The organism is Rathayibacter caricis DSM 15933, from assembly GCF_003044275.1.
Classification (GTDB): Bacteria; Actinomycetota; Actinomycetes; order Actinomycetales; family Microbacteriaceae; genus Rathayibacter; species Rathayibacter caricis.
In genome coordinates, this window is the sequence record NZ_PZPL01000001.1 from 497253 (window position 1) to 514345 (window position 17093).

Consider the following 17093-nt stretch of genomic DNA (forward strand, 5'->3'; position numbering starts at 1 on the left):
CCCGGGACGGGGCCTGACCGAGCAGCACACCCCGGTCCGCGCCCACTCGAGGACGCCCGGCCCAGCGGCCCGCGGATTCAGCGCCGGTCGAGCCGCGGAGCGTCGGCCAGCAGCCGCCGCGTGTACTCCGACGCCGGCGCCCGCAGCACCGCCGCGGCCTCCCCCGACTCCACCACGCGCCCCTCGCGCATCACCGCGATCCGGTCGCTCATGTGCGCGATCACCCCGAGATCGTGCGAGATCAGCAGCAGCGCCAGCCCGTGCCTGCGTTGCAGGTCGTCGAGCAGGTCGAGGATCTGCGCCTGCACCGAGACGTCGAGCGCCGACACCGGCTCGTCGCAGATCAGCACGTCGGGGCGCGTGGCCAGGGCGCGCGCGATCGACACCCGCTGACGCTGCCCGCCCGAGAGGGTCCGCGGCGAGCGCTGCGCCAGCGCCGGAGCGAGGCCCACGCGCCCCAGGAGCTCGCCGACGTCGCCGGAACCCGCGTCGCGCAGCAGGCGGCCGACGCTCCAGCGCGGGTCGAACGACGACAGGCTGTCCTGGTAGACGGCTCCGATCCGCGGGCGGAGCGGGCGGCGCTCGCGCTCGCTCGCCGACGACCACGGGCGGCCGAGGAACTCGACGCTCCCCTCCTCCGGTCGCCGCAGCGCCAGCAGCAGCCGCGCCACCGTGCTCTTGCCCGAGCCGGACTCGCCGACGACCCCCAGGGTCTCGCCGCGCCGCAGCTCGAGGTCGACGCCGTCGACGGCGACCCGCACGCCTCCACCCGGGCGCGCGAAGTTGGTGCGCAGCCCCGACGCCCGCAGCACCAGGTCGCCCGGGGCCGGCGGAGGCAGGACCTCGGCGCCGGCGGACGACAGGCGGGTGCCGCGGGGCCGCCCGGCGGGCACGGCGGCGACCAAGGCGCGCGCCTCGGGGCTCGACGGGGCGCGGAGGACGTCGGCGGCCGGTCCGTCCTCGACCACGCGGCCGTCGGCGAGCACCAGGATGCGGTCGGCGAGCCCCGCGACCACCGCGAGGTCGTGCGACACCAGCAGCAGGGCGCGTCCGCGCGCCTTCTGCTCGGCGAACAGCTCGAGCACGCGCGCCTGCACCGTCACGTCGAGCGCGGTGGTGGGCTCGTCGGCGACGAGCAGCGGAGGATCGAGGGCGATCGCGGAGGCCAGCAGCGCCCGCTGACGGAGTCCGCCCGAGAGCTCGCCCGCGCGGTCGCGCATCCGCTCGGCCGCCTCGGGCATGCCGACGCTGGTCAGCGCCGCCGCCGCCCGACGCGCCCGCTCGGCCGCGGGGAGGCGGCCGTGCAGGCGCCACGCGTCGCCGATCTCGCGACCGATGGGGCGCAGCGGGTCGAGCGAGAGCAGCGCGTCCTGCGGCACGAAGCCGACGCCCGCCCCGCGGAGTCCCCTCAGCGTCCGCTCGCCGGCGCCGACCACCTCGGCCCCGCCGACGCGGATGCTGCCGGTCACCGCGCCTCCGCTCAACCCCAGCAGCGCCCGCGCCGTGACGCTCTTGCCCGAGCCCGACTCGCCCACGATCGCCACGCACTCGCCCGGCTCGACGCGGAACGACACCCCGTGCACGACCTCGACGCCGTCGAACGCGACGCGCAGGTCCTCGACGACGACGGCGCTCATCGCGCCCCCCGCAGCCGACCGCCGAGCACGGTCGTGGCGATCGTGGTCAGCACGATCACCAGTCCCGGGAACACTGTCAGCCACCACGCGCTCGCGAGGTAGGTACGGCCGGCCGAGAGCATCGCGCCCCACTCCGGAGCCGGCGGCTCGGCGCCGAGGCCGAGGTAGCTGAGCGCCGACGCCCAGACGATCGCCTGACCCACGCCCAGCGTCGCGAGCACCGCGAGGGGCGCGAAGGTGTTGGGCAGAACGTGCCGGAGCAGGATGCGGATCGGGCCGTGACCCAGGACGCGCGCGGCCTCGACGTAGCCGGAGTCGCGGATGCCGAGCAGCTGCGTGCGCAGGATGCGGGCGTAGCCGGGCGCGGTCGAGAGGCCGACCGCGACGGTGGCGGGGACCACTCCGGGGCCCGTCACGACGATGACGAGCAGCGCCAGCAGCAGGGCGGGGAACGCGAACAGCACCTCGAGCACGCGGCCGATCACGCCGTCGACCACGCGCCCGCCGAACGCGGCGATCACGCCGAGCACGGCGCCGAGCGCCAGGCCGATGGCGGTCGCGCTCACCCCGATCAGGAGCGACGCCCCGGCGCCCGCGATGACGCGGCTGAGGACGTCGCGGCCGGACTCGTCGGTGCCGAGCAGGTGAGCCGCGGACGGGGGCGAGAACGCCTCGGTCGGGGCGATCGCGAGGGGGTCCGAGGGGGCGAGGAGCCCCGGGGCGAGCGCGGCGAGGAGCAGCAGCAGGACGAAGGCGAGCGCGACGATCTCGCCGAGACGCAGGCGCCGGCCTCGTCGGCGCGCGGGGGCGGCGGAGGTGCGCAGCTCGAGCTCGCTCATGCGGCCGGCTCCGCGACGGCGGGAACGACGCGGGCGGGAGCAAGCCGCGGATCGACGAGGCGCGCCACGAGATCGGTCGCGAACGTCACGAGGATGTAGGCGAGGGCGGTGACCAGGACGACGCCGGTCACGACCGGCACGTCGCGCACGGTCACCGCCGACAGCAGGGTCCGGCCCAGGCCCGGCCGCGCGAAGATCGTCTCGACGACGACCGCTCCGCCGATCAGGTAGCCGAACGCCCAGCCCGAGAGCGCGATGCCCGGGAGCACGGCGTGGCGCAGGGCGTGGCGGAGTCGGAGCCCCAGCTCGCTCTCGCCGCGCGCACGGGCGGCGAGCACGAAGGGCGAGTCGAGGGCGTCGAGGAGGGAGCGGCGCATCACCTGGCCGAGGAAGCCGGCCAGCGGGATCGCGAGGGTGAGCGCGGGCAGCACGAGTCCGTTCGGCGCTCCGGTGCTGACCGGGGGCAGCCAGCGCAGGGTCGTCGCGAAGACGGCGATGAGGACGGTGGCCAGCCAGAAGTGCGGGAGGGCCGCGGCGGTCAGCTCGAGACCGGCGCCGAGCGCCGCGGCGATGCGGCCGCCGCGGGTCGACCAGAGCGCGGTCGCGAGGGCGAGGATCCACGCGAGCGCGAGAGCGAGGACGGCCAGCAGCAGGGTGCCCGGCAGCTGCTGCCCGAGCAGCTCGACGACGGGGACGCGCAGGGAGTAGGAGGTGCCGAGGTCGCCCTGCGCGAGCCGGCCGAGCTGGGTGAGGTACTGCAGGAGGAGGGGCTGGTCGAGTCCGTACTCCTCCCGGACCGCGGCGAGCGCCTCGGCGGACGCCTGCGAACCGGGTCCGCCGAGGATCGCTTGCGCGGGGTCGCCGGGGATCAGGCGGATGAGGAAGAAGACGGCGGTCGCGACGGCCCAGAGCACGACGACGGCGCCGCCCAGGCGGAGGAGGACGCGGCGGATCATGCGGGGTGCTCCTTCCGAAGGGGGGTCACAGGACCAGGATGCCTCGTGCTGACCGGACACGGAGCGCACCCTGTTGATCGAGTAGTCGGCGCAGCCGACGTATCGAGATCCGCGATCACCCGGCGTTCGGGAGGACGTGGATCTCGATACGCCCCTGCGGGGCTACTCGATCAGCAGGGCGGCGGCCCGCTGCGCGGGCTACTCGATCAGCAAGGGGGAGGCCGCTCGATCAGCGAGAGGATCAGACCGACGCGTCTGCGAACCACGGAGTCGAGACCGTGGCCAGCGCCTCCACGCCCAGCACCGACGAGCGGAGCAGGTAGTGGTTCTGCTGGTCGTAGAGCGGCAGGATCCAGTACCCGGACAGCACGATCTCCTGCGCCTGGCGGTACAGGTCGGCGCGCTCGTCCGCATCCGTCGTCGCGCTCGCCTGCTCGAGCAGTGCGTCGAGCGCGGGGTCGGCGATCTGCGCGTGGTTGGCGAAGTAGCCGCTGGGCGCGGGGGTGATGCCCGAGGAGGAGTAGAGGATCCGCAGGACGTCGGGCCCGACCTTCGTGTAGGGCGCGCTGACCAGCTCGTACTCGTTCGCCGCGAGGGCCGCGTACCAGCTCGAGAGGTCCAGCAGGCTGATCTCGACGTCGAAGCCGACGGCCTTCGCCGAGGCCTGGATCTGCTCGAAGAGCGACTGCTCGGCCGGGATCGACTGGTTCGTGCTGACCGGGAAGCGGAGCGTGAGCGGCTGCCCGTCCTTCTCGCGGATGCCGTCGCCGTCGGAGTCGGTCCAGCCCGCGGTCTCGAGGAGCTCCTCAGCCGCGGCGACCTCGTCGTCGGAGCCGGCGTCCTCGAAGAGCGAGGCGTCGGAGTAGGCGGTCGCCTCGCTGCTCGACAGCGGCGAGTAGGAGCGCTCTGCGGTGCCGAAGAAGAGGGAGTCGATCGCGTCGTTCACGCCGACGGCGCGGATGAACGCCTCGCGCACACCCGCGTCGTCGAACGGCGACTGGCCGCCGTTGAGCTCCAGGCGGTTGACCGAGCCGGGGCGCGGGGCGTCGAGCTCGACGAGGTCGGAGGCCTCGGTGGCGGCCTGCAGCGTGTCGGGCTGCGCGTTGTCGATCACGTCGACCTCGCCCGCCTGCAGCGCCGCGTAGCGGGTGGCCGAGTCGGGCAGGAAGCGCCACTCGATGCTGGAGAGGTACGCGGGGCCCTCGTGACCGTCGCCGGTCGGGCCGAACGAGGCGTCGTAGGCGTCGTTGCGGGTGAGAGTCACGTGGTCCTGCTTGACCCACTCCGTCACCGTGAAGGGACCGGTGCCGACGGGCGCCTCGCAGTTGGCGGCCTCGCCGCGCGCGATGCCGGTGGGCGACTGGATCGCCGTCCACGGCTGGGCGAGCGACTCGAGCAGCGCGCTGTCGGGGGCGCTGAGCGTGAAGCGCGCGACGGTCGGCGAGACGGCGGTGACCGACTCGACCTTGGCGACGGCGAGGTAGCCGGTCGAGGACTTGGTGGCCGGGTCCTGGAGGTGCGCGATGTTCGCGGCGACCGCCTCCGCGTCCAGCGGAGTGCCGTCGGTGAACTCGACGCCCTCGCGCAGCGTGAAGTCGTAGCTGAGCGCATCGTCCGAGACGGTCCACGACTCCGCGAGCCACGGCGTGATCGTGCCGTCGGCCTCGCGCGAGACGAGCGACTCGAGCACCTGCGTCGCGAGCAGCGCCTGCGGGTAGTTGCCTCCGACGTGCGGGTCGAGGCAGGTGGGTTCGGCGTCGCCGGACGCGTAGGTGAGGACTCCGTCGGCGACGGGGGTCGCGGAGTCGCCTCCTGCGTCGGACTCGGCGGTGCAGCCGCTGAGCAGGAGGGCGCCGGCGGCGAGCGCGGCGGGGAGGATCAGAGAGCGGCGCATGACGTCTTTCGTGGAGGGGTCGGGAGTGCCGGGTTTCTTGGACGCGGCCCAGGAAACGCTAGCAGGACACGCAGGCCCGCGGGCCGGGTCGCCCGGATCCGCTCCGCAGAGCTCAGCCCGCCGTCGACGCGCGCACGACCAGCTCGGGCTGGAACAGCACCTGGCGCGGCTCGGTGTCGAGCAGCAGGTCGACCGCCGTCGCGCCGATCAGGGCGCTCGGCTGGCGGATGCTCGACAGCGGCACGACCGTCGCCGTCGCGAACGCGATGTCGTCGTAGCCGATGAGGGCGATGTCCTCGGGCACGCGGACGTCGCCCAGCAGCATCAGGGCCTGCAGCACCCCGACCGCGAGGAGGTCGTTCGCGCAGAACACGGCATCGGGGCGATCGGAGGCGTCGCGCGCCGCGAGAGCGCGCCCCGCCCCGCGCCCGGCGAGCACCGACAGCGAGTCGGTCGCGATCTCCTCGAGCGAGGCTCCGTCGACCTCGCGCACGGCCGCGCGCGCCCCCGCGAGCCGGTCGGCGACCTGGCGGATCGACTCCGGACCGCCCACCACGGCCAGGCGCCGGCGCCCGAGGCTCAGGAGGTGCTCCACGGCCAGGCGCCCGCCCGCCACGTCGTCGACGGCGACCGACGAGAGCGCCGGGTCGAGCGAGTGGCGGTCGACGAGCACGCAGGGGATCCCGTGCGAGCGGAGGCGGTCCAGGCGCGTCGAGTCCTCCCCCAGCGGTGAGATGAGGACGCCGCCCACGCGCTGCTCCTCGAAGAGGTCGAGGTAGGCGGCTTCGCGTCGGGCGTCGTCGTCGGTGTTGCCGAGCAGCACGGCCAGGCCGGACTCGGCCGCGCGCGCCTCGGCGCCGCGGGCGAGGTCCGAGAAGAAGGGGTTGCCGGCGTCGAGGACGACGAGCCCGATGCTGCGGCTGCGACCGGCGCGGAGCTGCCGCGCGGCGTCGTTGCGGACGAAGCCCAGCTCGGCGATCGCCTCCTGCACGCGGCGGACCGACTCGGCGCCGACCCGCTCGGGCCGGTTGAGCACGTTCGAGACGGTGCCGACGGAGACGCCTGCTCGGGCGGCGACGTCGCGGACGCTCACGGACGGCACGGCGCCTCCTGGGGTCGGGCCGCGCGGCGGGCGGCGGTCCCGGAAGTATGGCACCGGCGCTCGGGTCGTCATCTCCGGGACTGGACGTGCACGGGTGAATGCCTAGTCCCTAGGCTGTGCCCTGACTCGATCATTGGAGCACGGCATGGCCCTCGCCAGCATCCCCGACACCGTCGCCGCCCTCCGGAAGGGCCGCCCCGTCATCGTCGTCGACGACGAGGACCGCGAGAACGAGGGCGACGTGGTCCTGGCCGCGCAGACCGCGAGCGCCGCGACGATCGCGTGGACGGTGCGCAACAGCTCCGGGTTCCTCTGCGCGCCGCTGACGAACGCGATCGCCGACCGGCTCGACCTCCCGCCGATGATCGCCGTCAACCAGGATCCGCGCGGCACCGCGTACACCGTCACGGTCGACGCGGCCGACCGGCTGAGCACCGGGATCAGCGCGGCCGACCGCGCGCACACCCTCCGGGTCCTCGCCGACCCCGACGCCGCTCCCACCGCCCTCACCCGGCCGGGCCACATCCTGCCGCTGCGTGCCGTCGACGGAGGGGTGCTCGAGCGCGACGGGCACACCGAGGCCGCCGTCGACCTGCTCCTGCTCGCGGGGCTGCACCCCGTCGCGGGCATCGCCGAGATCGTGGACGACGACGGCGAGATGGCGCGACTGCCGCGGCTGCTCGAGATCGGCGAGCGCGAGGACGTCCTCGTCACCTCGATCGAGCTGCTGCAGGCGTTCCTCCGCGAGCGCGGCGGGAGCAGGGACGCGCTCGACGCGGACGGCGCCGATGAGTAGGCCGGGGCCGGTGTCGCCGAGCCGGCTCTCGATCGACCGGCTCTCGCTGGTGACCAAGGTCGCCCGGCTGTACCACGAGGACGGGCTGCGCCAGCCCGAGATCGCGACGCGCCTGCACGTCTCGCAGTCGCGCGTCTCGCGGCTGCTGAAGGAGGCGGTCGCCCTCGGCATCGTGCGCACGATCGTGGTGCCGCCCGCCGGCGTGCACTCCGAGCTGGAGGACACGGTGCGCGACCGCTTCGGCCTCGCCGACGTGGTCGTCGCCGACACGAGCAGCGACGATGAGTACTCGATCCTCGCCGCGCTCAGCGGGGCGGGCGCGGCCTACTTCGAGACGACGCTGACCGGCCACGACCGGGTCGGGATCTCGTCGTGGTCCTCGACCCTGCTCGCGACCGTCGACAAGATGGCGCCGCGCACGGTCAGCACCGCCGACGTGATCGTGCAGGTGCTCGGCGGGCTGGGCACCGCGTCGGTGCAGATGAAGGCCACGCACCTGGTCGAGCGGATGGCGGCCGTCACCGGCGCCTCCCCGGTCTTCTTCTCGGCGCCCGGCATCGTCGCCAGCCGAGGCGCGCGCGACGCGATCCTCGAGGACCAGTTCGCCCGCGAGGTGCTGGACGAGTGGTCGCGCCTGACGGTGCTGATCGCCGGCATCGGCAGCGTCGCCCCCTCCCCCATGCTGAAGGACTCGGGCAACGCGATCTCGGCGACCGAGATCGACGCGCTCAGCGAGGCGGGCGCCGTGGGCGACATCTGCCTGCACTTCTTCGACGCGCAGGGCCGCCTGATCGAGACGGGCTTCTCGGAGCGGACGGTCGGCATCGACGCGGCCGCGATGCGCGCGGTGCCGCGGCGGGTGGGCATCGCCGGCGGCGCCCGCAAGTACGAGGCGGTGCGCGCGGCGCTGCGCGGCCGCTGGATCGACGTGATGATCACGGACGTCGACACGGCGCGGAGGCTCGCCGCCGAGCCCGAGGTCTGAGCGCTGCTCGGACACCGTCGGGACCCGGCGGCGCCCCGCTCACCAGATCGTGAATCCGCCGTCGGCGAGGAGGTCGTGGCCGGTCACGAACGACGCGGCCGGCGACAGGAGGAACACCGCGGGCCCCGCCATCTCGAACGGCTCCGCGGTGCGCTGCATCGGCGTCTCCGTGGCGAAGACGGCGACCTGGTCGGCCACCTCGGGGCGGGAGTTCATCGGCGTCATCGTGTAGCCGGGGCTCAGCGAGTTCACCCGCACGCCGCGGGTCGCCCACTCGGCCGCGAGCGACTTCGAGAGGTGGATGACCGCGGCCTTCGCGCTGTTGTAGTGCGCCTGCATCAGTCCGCGGTTCGCGATGCTGCCCGACATCGAGGCGATGTTGACGATGGAGCCGCGCCCGTTCTCGAGCATGGCGCGCGCCTCGGCCTGGCTCGAGACGAAGACGCCGGTGACGTCGACGTCGTAGAGCCGCTTCCAGACGTCCAGCTCCATCTCCTCGGCGGGAGCGGCATTGGCGATGCCCGCGGCGTTGACCGCGAGGGTCAGCGGGCCCAGCTCGGACTGGATCGTGGCGACCGCGGCGGCCATCGACTCCGGGTCGGTGACGTCGGCCGGCACGGCGAGGGCGCGCCCTCCGGCGGCCTCGATGTCGGCGACGGAGGCCGAGAAGTCGGCGCGGGGCAGGTCGACGAGGCCGACCGCGCCGCCGCTCTCGGCGATCCCGAGCGCGATGGCGCGGCCGATGCCGCTGGCGCCTCCGGTGACGAGGGCGACGTCGCCGTCGAGGCGGAAGGAGAGAGTGGGCATGATGCTCCTGATCGGGGTGGTGGACGGGTTCAGACGGTGGCGAGCGACATGACCGCGGCGGCCGAGGCGGAGTCGCCGTCGAGGATGCCCTGGTTGCGGCCCCGGGCGAGGACCATGACGCGGTGGGCGAGGCCGAGGACCTCGTCGAGGTCGGAGCTGACGACGATGACGGCCGTGCCGCCCTCGGCGAGGTCGCGGATGATCTCGTAGATCGAGGCCCGCGCGCCGACGTCGATGCCGCGGGTCGGCTCGTCGAGGATCACGACCTTGGGGCTGCGCTCCAGCCACTTGCCGATGACGACCTTCTGCTGGTTGCCGCCGGACATCGACGACGCGGCCTGGCCGAGCTGGCCCTTCACTCCCATCTTCTGCGAGATGGCGCTCGCCATGGCGAGCATCCGCTTCGGGGAGACCCAGCCGCCGCCGTCCTTCACCTTGTCGAGGTTGGGGAGGGTGATGTTCTCGGTGATGCTCTGCTCGAGCACGAGGCCCTGCTGCTTGCGGTCCTCCGGGATGAGGACGATGCCCTCGCGGATCGCGTCGCTTGGGCGGTGCGGGCGCAGGTTCCTGCCCTGGATCGTGATGGTGCCCGCCGAGACGCCGTCGGCGCCTCCGATCGCGCGGACCAGCTCGGTGCGACCGGCGCCGACGATGCCGGCGATGCCGAACACCTCGCCCTCGCGGACCTCGAAGCTGACGTCCTCGAAGCGGCCGTTGCTGCCGGTGAGCCCGTCGATGCCGAGGACCACCCGGGGACGGGGCGCCGCGATCTCGGGGAACAGGCGCTCGACCGAGCGGCCGACCATCTGCTCGACGAGCTGGTCGGGGTGGATGCGGCCGTCCTCGTGCTCGGCGATCTTGCGGCCGTCGCGCAGCACGACGATGCGGTCGGCGATCTGCGCGATCTCGGCGAGGCGGTGGCTGACGTAGACGAACGAGACGCCCTCGGCGCGGAGCGAGCGGACGGTCTCGAACAGCGCGTCCGTCTCGGCCTGGCCGAGCGCGGCGGTCGGCTCGTCGAGGATGAGCAGGCGCGCGTTCAGCATCAGCGCCTTGGCGATCTCGACCTGCTGCGCGCCGGCGACGCTGAGCTCGCGCACGAGCTGGTCCATCCGGCCCTGGAAGCCCAGGCGGCGCAGGTGCACCTCGGCCTGCTCGCGCATGGCCTTCGCGTTCACGAAGCCGGCCCTGCCGGGCCAGCGGCCGATGACCACGTTCTCGGCGACGGTCAGATCTCCGAGCAGCCGGGTCTCCTGGTGGATCAGCCCGATGCCGACGGCGATCGCGTCGGCGGGGCTCGACGGCGAGTACGGCTCGCCGCGCCAGGTCATCGATCCGCTCGTCGGCGCCGTGACGCCCGCGATGATCGAGGAGAGCGTGGACTTGCCCGCGCCGTTCTCGCCCAGGAGCGCGACGACCTCTCCCGGCCGGATCTCGAGGTCGACCCCGTCCAGGGCGGTCGTCCCGGGGTAGATCTTGGTCGCTCCGGTGACGACGAGCCCCGGCTCGGTCGAGCGCGGCGAGGTCTGCTGCTCCATGGTGCATCTCCTTCGATGTCGGCGGGAGGAAGGGGGGAGGCGGGCGGCGCCGGGTGGGCGCCGCCCGCCGGTGGTGGTTACGGGTGGGTGGTGATGAAGGGCTCGACGTTGTCCTTCGTGGTCAGGACGCCCTCCTGCAGCTGCTCGGCGGGCACCTCTCCGCCGTCGGCCAGCTCGAGAGCCGACTCGAGGGCGAGCTTGCCCATGCCCTGGGTGGGCTGGGTGATGGTGGCGCCGAGGGTGCCGTCCTTCACGGCCTCCAGGCCCGCCTTGTCACCGTCGAAGCCGACGACGAGGATGTCGTCGCGTCCCGCGGCACGGGCGGCGGCGGAGGCGCCGAGCGCGAGCGCGTCGGCCCGGCCGAAGAAGACCGTGATGTCGGGGTTCGACTGCAGCATGTCGGTGGCGATGTCGTAGCCCTCGTCCTGCGCCCACTGGAGCGACGCCTGGCGGGCGACCTCCTTCATCCCGGGCGCCTTCTCGATGGCCGTGGTGAAGCCCTCGTCGCGCGCGAGCTCGGGAGTCGTGCCGACCTGGCCCTGGATGACGCCGATGTTGGCCTCTCCGCCGGTCTGCTCGACGACCCAGTCGCCGAGCGCCTCGGCCGCGGCGACGCTGTCGGTCGCGATGAAGGTGTCGCCGGGCGACCCCTCCGGGTTGCGGTCGACGGTGACGATCGGGATGCCGGCCGAGTTCGCCGCGCGGACGGGGACGGTCGCGGCGGTCGCTCCGGCCGGGATGTAGATGATCGCGCTGACGCCCTGGGTGATGAAGTCCTGGATCTGGCTGACCTGGGTGTCGGAGTCGCCCTTGGCGTCCGAGACGATGACCTTGACGCCCTGCGCCTCGGCCTCGGCCTCGACCGACTGGCGGATCTGGTTGAAGAAGTCGGCCTGGAGGTTCGCGACGGCCAGGCCGACGGTCTTCTCGCCGTCCTCGCCGCCGCCTGCGGTCGAGGCGCAGCCGGTGAGCAGGGCGGCTGCGGCGACGAGCGTCACGGCGCCCGCGGTGATCTTGCGGAACATGGTTCTCCTTGGTGGGGTGAGGGCGACCGACTCTGGTCGCCCCGGGAGGGGTGGGTGGGAGGGAGGAGCGAGCGCTAGGCGCGCTTGCGGCGCAGGACGTCGGCCATGACCGCGATCGCGATCACGAGGCCGATGACGATCTGCTGGAGGAACGGCGAGACGCCGATGAGGTTCAGGCCGTTGCGGAGGAATCCGATGATCAGGACGCCGATCACGGTGCCGGTGATCCGGCCGACGCCGCCGGTGAGGCTCGCGCCGCCGATGACGACCGCCGCGATGACGTCGAGCTCGTAGCCGGTGCCCGCGGTGGGCTGGGAGGAGTCGAGGCGCGTCGCGAGGACGATGCCGCCGACTCCGGCGAGCGCGCCCGCCGCGACGTACACCCAGGTCGTGACCCGCTTCACGGGGATGCCGGCGAGGCGCGAGACCTCGGGGCCGCCTCCGATCGCGAACACCGACCGGCCGCCGACGCGGTACTTCAGGTAGGCCCACGCCGCGATGTACAGCGCGATGACGACCATGATCGTGACCGAGAAGAAGCCCAGGAAGCGGTTCGCCGAGAGGTTGAAGAACCACTCCGGGTAGCCGACGATCTGCTGGCCGTCGGTGATCATGTTCGCCAGGCCCCGCGCGATCGACATCATCGCGAGCGTGGCGATGAACGGCGGGAGCTTGGCGATCGTGATCCCGAGGCCGTTCAGCGCTCCGGCGAGGCCGCCCACGGCGATCGCGGCGAGCATCGCCAGCGGCAGCGGCCAGCCGCCGTCGTGCGAGAGCCAGCCGAGCACCATCGTCGACAGGCCCAGGATCGCGCCGACCGAGAGGTCGATGCCTCCGGTGATGATGACGAGCGTCGCGCCGATGGCGAGGATGCCCAGCACCGTGACCTGGTCGACCACGTTGACGAGATTGCGGGCGGTGAAGAAGTTGGGCGCCACGATCGACAGGACGATGAACAGGGCGATGAGGCCGATGAAGCTCCCGGCGCTCCCGCCGAAGTAGGAGGAGACCGGCCGTCGCCCTGTCGGGGTGATCACCGGGTCCTTCAGCAGTGGGGTCTGGATTGACATTGCATGCTCCGTTGGATGAGAGGAGAGAAGGAGGGAGGGGGCGGGACGGGTCAGTTCATGAACATGCCGCCGTCGATGTTGACGGTCTGGCCGGTGATGTACGAGGCGGCGTCGGAGGCGAGGAAGAGCAGCAGGTTCGCGACGTCGGCGGCCTCGGCGGGGCGCTTGAGCGGGATGTCGTCGATCCACTCCTGGATCAGCTCGCCCGGCGCGTAGTCGCCCAGCCGGCGGCCCCACTCGCGGTCGTTGTAGTCCCACATGTCGGTCTTGACGATGCCGGGGCAGTAGGCGTTGACCCGGACCCCGTCCTTGGCGAGCTCCTTCGCGAGCGACTGGGTGAGCCCGATCACTCCGAACTTGCTGGCCGCGTAGTGCGGAGTGAAGATGAAGCCCTGCCGCGCCTGGCCCGACGCGGCGTTGAGGATCACCGCGTGCTCGCTCTTGCGCAGCAGCGGAGCGGCCTCGCGGCAGCAGAGGAACATCGCCGTCGTGTTGACGGTCAGCACCCGCTGGAAGTCGGCCAGGCTCAGGTCGTCGAGGTCCGAGATGGTGATGATGCCGGCGTTGTTGACGAGGACGTCGAGGCGGCCCCAGCGCTCGGCGGCGTCGGCGAACACCGCGCGCACCGCCTCCTCGTCGGTGACGTCGGCGACGACTCCGTGCGCGTCGTACCCGGCCTCGCGCAGCTCCTGCGCGGCCTGCTCGACGACCGCGTCGCGGTCGATCAGCAGAACGGAGGCGCCGGACTCGGCGAAGGCGCGGGCGAGGGCGAGGCCGATGCCGCGTCCGGAACCCGTGACGGCGGCGACCCGACCGGTGAAGTGGTCGAGGTAGATCGGTGAGGCGACCGTGTCGGTCATGGCGTGCTCCTTTGCATGCGGGGAGAAGAAGAGTGGTGCGGGCTAGAGCAGCGAGTGCTCGCGGTGCTCGGCGGACACGGTCGGCTGGTGGCGGGCCCGGGCGACCGCCTCGAGCCAGCGGGCCCGGCGGCGCTCGGCGGGCAGCGGATCCGCGGAGCCGGTGAACGAGAACCGCGCCGGGCGCACGCTCTCGAGCCGGGCGGGGGTCCAGAGTCCGATCGAGAGGCCGGCGAGGTGCGCGACTCCGAGTGCCGACAGCTCGGCGACGGTGGACCGGGCGACGGTGCGCCCGCCGAGGTCGGCCTGCTGCTGCATGAGCCAGTCGTTCCGCGAGGGGCCGCCGTCGGCGAGGATCGTGTCGATCGGCCGTCCGGTGAGCGCCTCGGCGGCGCGCAGCACGTCGTCGATCTGCAGGACGATCGACTCGAAGGCCGCCCGGGCGAGGTGCGCCGGAGTGGTGCCGAGGTCGAATCCGGTGAGGACCGCGGTGGCCGCCGCGTCCCACCAGGGCGCGCCGAGGCCCGCGAAGGCCGGGACGAGGGCGACGCCGTGCGCGTCGTCGACCGTCCTGGCCAGCTGGTCGAGCTCGTCGGCGCTGCGGCCGAGCAGGCGCGAGAGCCACAGCACGGTCGCTCCGGTCGAGAGCACGTTGCCCTCGAACGCCCGCACGGCCCCGGTCGCGGGGTCGCCGACCGCCCACGCGATGGTGCGGGCGAGGGTGTCGGAGTCGCCGAGGTCGCCGTCGGCCGAGATCCCCATGATCGAGGAGCCGGTGCCGTAGGTCGCCTTCACCGAGCCGGGCTCGCGGACGCCGTGGGCGAAGAGCGCCGCGTGCGAGTCTCCGAGCACGGCGTCGATGCGCACGCCCGGGGCGAGGCCCGCCACGCCGACCATCGGAGCGGTCGGCTCGTCCGACGCGGCGAGGCGCGGCAGCGCGGCCCGCGGGATCCGGAACAGGGCGAGCAGGTCGTCGTCCCAGTCGACCGTGCGGACGTCGAGCAGCTGGGTGCGGCTCGCGTTGCCCGCCTCGATCCGGTGCTCGCCCGTGAGCCGGGCGATCAGCCAGGAGTCGACCGTGCCCAGCGCGAGGCGGCCGGCGGTGCTGAGGCTGCGGTCGGGGTCGACCGCGTCGAGCAGCCACTCGAACTTGAGTGCCGAGAACATGGGATCCAGCGGGAGGCCCGAGACGCGGCGCACCCACGGGCCGTTCCCGGCCGCGAGCAGCTCCTCCGCCCGGGCGAGCGTGCGCCGGTCCTGCCAGCCCAGGACGGGGCCGAGGGCCTCGCCCGTGACGCGGTCCCAGACGACCGCGGACTCGCGCTGGTTCGCGAGCCCGACCGACACGATCCGGTCGCCGAGCGTGCCCGCGAGCGTCTCGAGGGTGCTCGTGACGCTGCGGAGGATCTCCTCGGCGTCCTGCTCCACCCAGCCTGCGGCGGGGTGGAGCTGGCGGAGCTCGACGGCGGCCGACGCGATGATCGCGCCGGCAGCGTCGACGGCGACGGACTTCGTCGAGCTCGTGCCCTGATCGACCGCGACGACGACGGCGTCGTCGCGAAGGGAGTCAGCCATTGCTCACGGCTTCCCGCGCGGCGCGCGCGATGCCCTCGACGCTCAGCCCGAAGTGCTCGAGCAGGAACTCGGTGTCGCCCGTGGGCGCGAACTCGGTGAGTCCGAGGATCCGGAGCGGGACGCGGGCACCGCCGCCGAGCTGCGACACGATCGACGCGACTCCGGCACCGAGGCCGCCGGCGATGTTCGCCTCCTCCGCCGTGACGATCGCGCGGGTCTCGTTCGCCGCGGCCGTGACGGCCTCGACGTCGAAGGGCGCGATGTAGGAGGCGTTCAGCACGCGGGTCGAGAACCCCTGGCCGTCGAGCAGCTCGGCCGCCTGGACCGCCCGCGACACGAGCGTGCCGGTCGCGATGATCGTGACGTCCGTGCCCTCGCGGACCGTCTGGAAGCGGCCGCGCTCGAGCGTCGACTCCGGAGTGGACACGTCGGGCACCTTGTGCCGGCCGATGCGGAGGAAGGTGGGGCGCGGGTCGGCGACGGCCTGGCGCACGGCGAGACGGGTCTGGTGGCGGTCGGCCGGGACGATGATGTCCAGTCCCGGCAGCGCGCGGAGCCAGCTGAGGTCCTCGACCGAGTGGTGGGTCGGGCCGAGCTCGCCGTAGGCCATGCCCGGCGACATGCCGCAGAGGATCACCTTGTGCTGGCTGTAGGCGACGTCGGCCTTGACCTGCTCGAGCGAGCGGCCGGTGAGGAACGGGCTGGCCGCGCAGACGAAGGGGATGTAGCCCGCGCTCGCGAGACCGGCGCCGACGCCGACGAGGGCCTGCTCGGCGATGCCGACGTTGATCAGCCGGTCGGGGAACTCGGTCTTGAACGCCCCGAGGTTCGAGGAGCCGACGGAGTCGTTGCAGACGGCGACGATGCGCTCGTCGGTGCGGGCGAGCTCGATGAGCTCCTCCGCGAACGCGACCCTGTTGTCGTAGGCGGCGACGGTCGACACGGTGGTCGTCTCCCTGCTCATGCGAGTTCCTCCAGTGCCAGGACGACCTGCTCGGCCGACGGGACTTTGTGATGCCATTCGACGCGGTCCTCGATGAAGGAGACGCCCTTGCCCTTGATGGTGTTCGCGATGACCGCGACCGGCTTGCCGGTGGTCGAGGGCCCGAAGGCCTCGAGGAGCTGGCCCCAGTCGTGGCCGTCGATGATGCGCAGCTCGAAGCCGAAGGCGAGGAGCTTCTCGTCCAGCGGGTCGAGCGAGGAGGTGTCCTCGGTGCGGGCGCCCTGCTGGAGGCGGTTGCGGTCGACGATCGCGGTGAGGTTGTCGAGGCCGTAGTGGGCGGCCGTCATGAGGGCCTCCCAGTTGCTGCCCTCCTGCATCTCGCCGTCGCCCATGACGGCGAAGACGCGGGAGCCGTCCTCACTGAGCTTGGCCGCGAGGGCCTGGCCGACGGCGACGGGCAGACCGTGACCGAGCGGACCCGTGTTGGTCTCGACTCCGGGGACCTTGTTGCGGTTGGGGTGGCCGTTGAGGGCCGAGAGCGGGGCCATGAACGTCGTGAGCTCGCTCGGGGAGAAGTAGCCGCAGCTCGCGAGAGTCGCGTAGAGCGCCGCGGCGCAGTGGCCCTTGCTGAGGATGAAGCGGTCGCGACCGGGCTTCGCGGGGTCGGACGGGTCGATGCGGAGCGTCGAGTTGAACAGCGTCGTGAGGATGTCGGTGACCGAGAAGTCGCCGCCGATGTGGCCGAGGCCGGCGGTGTCGATCATGCGGACGATGTCGCGGCGGGTGTGCCGCGCGCGCTCGTCGAGGAGGCGGTCGCGGACGTCGGCCGGCGCCTGTGCCAGTTCGGAGGTCAGCTCTCGCCATCGAGCGAGCTGACCGGTGTCGGCTTCGAGCATTTGAATACCTATTCAGTAGCGGGTGAACGTGCTGTCTGTGGTCGTGACTTTATACACGGGCGGCAGCAGATGGCAATGCTTTCCGATGGATCGAGTCCCGATCACGCTCGGTCCGCGCTCTTTGACACGCCCCGCGGCCTCGCGATACGCTCGGCGGGCACTCGTGTGAAACG

14 protein-coding genes and 1 pseudogene are annotated in these 17093 nt (G+C 72.9%); 2 read left to right on the forward strand and 13 right to left on the reverse strand.

The features are described from left to right. Positions 1 to 77: 77 nt before the first annotated feature. The 5 genes from C1I63_RS02360 to C1I63_RS02380 all read right to left on the reverse strand — a co-directional run bounded on the left by C1I63_RS02360 (position 78) and on the right by C1I63_RS02380 (position 6428). Entirely contained in the window at positions 78 to 1637 is a 1560-nt protein-coding gene (locus C1I63_RS02360) for an ATP-binding cassette domain-containing protein (protein WP_107573622.1), read from the reverse strand. Continuing rightward, positions 1634 to 2476 (reverse strand): ABC transporter permease, encoded by an 843-nt coding sequence (locus tag C1I63_RS02365; protein ID WP_107573623.1) that lies wholly within the window; start codon positions 2474 to 2476, stop codon positions 1634 to 1636. Before C1I63_RS02365 ends, C1I63_RS02360 begins: the two co-directional genes overlap by 4 nt. Further along, on the reverse strand, positions 2473 to 3432 hold the full coding sequence (locus C1I63_RS02370) for an ABC transporter permease (protein ID WP_107573624.1): 960 nt from the start codon (positions 3430 to 3432) through the stop codon (positions 2473 to 2475). The genes C1I63_RS02365 and C1I63_RS02370 overlap by 4 nt, the downstream gene beginning before the upstream one ends. 241 nt (positions 3433 to 3673) lie before the next feature. Then, positions 3674 to 5326, reverse strand: a complete 1653-nt coding sequence (locus C1I63_RS02375) for an ABC transporter substrate-binding protein (RefSeq protein WP_107573625.1) — start codon at positions 5324 to 5326, stop codon at positions 3674 to 3676. A 112-nt stretch (positions 5327 to 5438) separates the two neighbouring features. Continuing rightward, positions 5439 to 6428 (reverse strand): LacI family DNA-binding transcriptional regulator, encoded by a 990-nt coding sequence (locus C1I63_RS02380; RefSeq protein WP_244906956.1) that lies wholly within the window; start codon positions 6426 to 6428, stop codon positions 5439 to 5441. Positions 6429 to 6573: 145 nt separating this feature from the next. Between C1I63_RS02380 and ribB the strand changes: the two are divergent. Both ribB and C1I63_RS02390 read left to right on the forward strand, forming a co-directional pair. Next, positions 6574 to 7176 (forward strand): annotated as a pseudogene (ribB, locus tag C1I63_RS02385) (3,4-dihydroxy-2-butanone-4-phosphate synthase); the annotation flags it as partial. 40 nt (positions 7177 to 7216) lie between these two features. Then, positions 7217 to 8209: a sugar-binding transcriptional regulator gene (locus C1I63_RS02390; protein ID WP_055789699.1), complete on the forward strand. Its 993-nt coding sequence runs from the start codon at positions 7217 to 7219 to the stop codon at positions 8207 to 8209. A 39-nt stretch (positions 8210 to 8248) separates the two neighbouring features. Here C1I63_RS02390 and C1I63_RS02395 read toward each other — a convergent pair whose 3' ends face one another. The 8 genes from C1I63_RS02395 to C1I63_RS02430 form a co-directional block, all read right to left on the reverse strand. Beyond that, a complete protein-coding gene (locus tag C1I63_RS02395; protein ID WP_055789696.1) occupies positions 8249 to 9016 on the reverse strand; it encodes an SDR family oxidoreductase in 768 nt (255 codons plus the stop codon). Positions 9017 to 9045: 29 nt separating this feature from the next. Next, positions 9046 to 10554, reverse strand: coding sequence for a sugar ABC transporter ATP-binding protein (locus C1I63_RS02400; RefSeq protein ID WP_056868633.1), 1509 nt, complete (start codon positions 10552 to 10554; stop codon positions 9046 to 9048). Between the two features lie 77 nt (positions 10555 to 10631). After that, positions 10632 to 11579 carry a substrate-binding domain-containing protein gene (locus C1I63_RS02405; RefSeq protein WP_055789689.1) on the reverse strand — a complete coding sequence of 316 codons (948 nt, stop codon included), beginning with the start codon at positions 11577 to 11579 and terminating at the stop codon, positions 10632 to 10634. A gap of 74 nt (positions 11580 to 11653) precedes the next feature. Next, positions 11654 to 12649, reverse strand: a complete 996-nt coding sequence (locus tag C1I63_RS02410) for an ABC transporter permease (RefSeq protein WP_055789685.1) — start codon at positions 12647 to 12649, stop codon at positions 11654 to 11656. A gap of 50 nt (positions 12650 to 12699) precedes the next feature. Next, complete coding sequence (locus tag C1I63_RS02415; RefSeq protein WP_107573627.1) at positions 12700 to 13509, reverse strand: SDR family NAD(P)-dependent oxidoreductase; 810 nt, start codon at positions 13507 to 13509, stop codon at positions 12700 to 12702. A gap of 42 nt (positions 13510 to 13551) precedes the next feature. Further along, positions 13552 to 15081, reverse strand: a complete 1530-nt coding sequence (locus C1I63_RS02420; RefSeq protein ID WP_107573628.1) for an FGGY-family carbohydrate kinase — start codon at positions 15079 to 15081, stop codon at positions 13552 to 13554. Continuing rightward, positions 15074 to 16045, reverse strand: coding sequence for a transketolase family protein (locus tag C1I63_RS02425; protein WP_107573629.1), 972 nt, complete (start codon positions 16043 to 16045; stop codon positions 15074 to 15076). Before C1I63_RS02425 ends, C1I63_RS02420 begins: the two co-directional genes overlap by 8 nt. After that, entirely contained in the window at positions 16042 to 16920 is an 879-nt protein-coding gene (locus C1I63_RS02430) for a transketolase (protein WP_107573630.1), read from the reverse strand. The genes C1I63_RS02425 and C1I63_RS02430 overlap by 4 nt, the downstream gene beginning before the upstream one ends. Between the last annotated feature and the right edge of the window lie 173 nt (positions 16921 to 17093).

Excerpts from the sequence above, each read along its gene's own strand:
- C1I63_RS02360 (WP_107573622.1), bottom strand. The coding sequence starts at position 1,637 with ATGAGCGCCGTCGTCGTCGAGGACCTGCGCGTCGCGTTCGACGGCGTC.
- C1I63_RS02375 (WP_107573625.1), bottom strand. The coding sequence starts at position 5,326 with ATGCGCCGCTCTCTGATCCTCCCCGCCGCGCTCGCCGCCGGCGCCCTC.
- C1I63_RS02410 (WP_055789685.1), bottom strand. The coding sequence starts at position 12,649 with ATGTCAATCCAGACCCCACTGCTGAAGGACCCGGTGATCACCCCGACA.
- C1I63_RS02395 (WP_055789696.1), bottom strand. The coding sequence starts at position 9,016 with ATGCCCACTCTCTCCTTCCGCCTCGACGGCGACGTCGCCCTCGTCACC.
- C1I63_RS02425 (WP_107573629.1), bottom strand. The coding sequence starts at position 16,045 with ATGAGCAGGGAGACGACCACCGTGTCGACCGTCGCCGCCTACGACAAC.
- C1I63_RS02420 (WP_107573628.1), bottom strand. The coding sequence starts at position 15,081 with ATGGCTGACTCCCTTCGCGACGACGCCGTCGTCGTCGCGGTCGATCAG.
- C1I63_RS02370 (WP_107573624.1), bottom strand. The coding sequence starts at position 3,432 with ATGATCCGCCGCGTCCTCCTCCGCCTGGGCGGCGCCGTCGTCGTGCTC.
- C1I63_RS02365 (WP_107573623.1), bottom strand. The coding sequence starts at position 2,476 with ATGAGCGAGCTCGAGCTGCGCACCTCCGCCGCCCCCGCGCGCCGACGA.
- C1I63_RS02430 (WP_107573630.1), bottom strand. The coding sequence starts at position 16,920 with ATGCTCGAAGCCGACACCGGTCAGCTCGCTCGATGGCGAGAGCTGACC.
- C1I63_RS02390 (WP_055789699.1), top strand. The coding sequence starts at position 7,217 with ATGAGTAGGCCGGGGCCGGTGTCGCCGAGCCGGCTCTCGATCGACCGG.
- C1I63_RS02415 (WP_107573627.1), bottom strand. The coding sequence starts at position 13,509 with ATGACCGACACGGTCGCCTCACCGATCTACCTCGACCACTTCACCGGT.
- C1I63_RS02405 (WP_055789689.1), bottom strand. The coding sequence starts at position 11,579 with ATGTTCCGCAAGATCACCGCGGGCGCCGTGACGCTCGTCGCCGCAGCC.
- C1I63_RS02400 (WP_056868633.1), bottom strand. The coding sequence starts at position 10,554 with ATGGAGCAGCAGACCTCGCCGCGCTCGACCGAGCCGGGGCTCGTCGTC.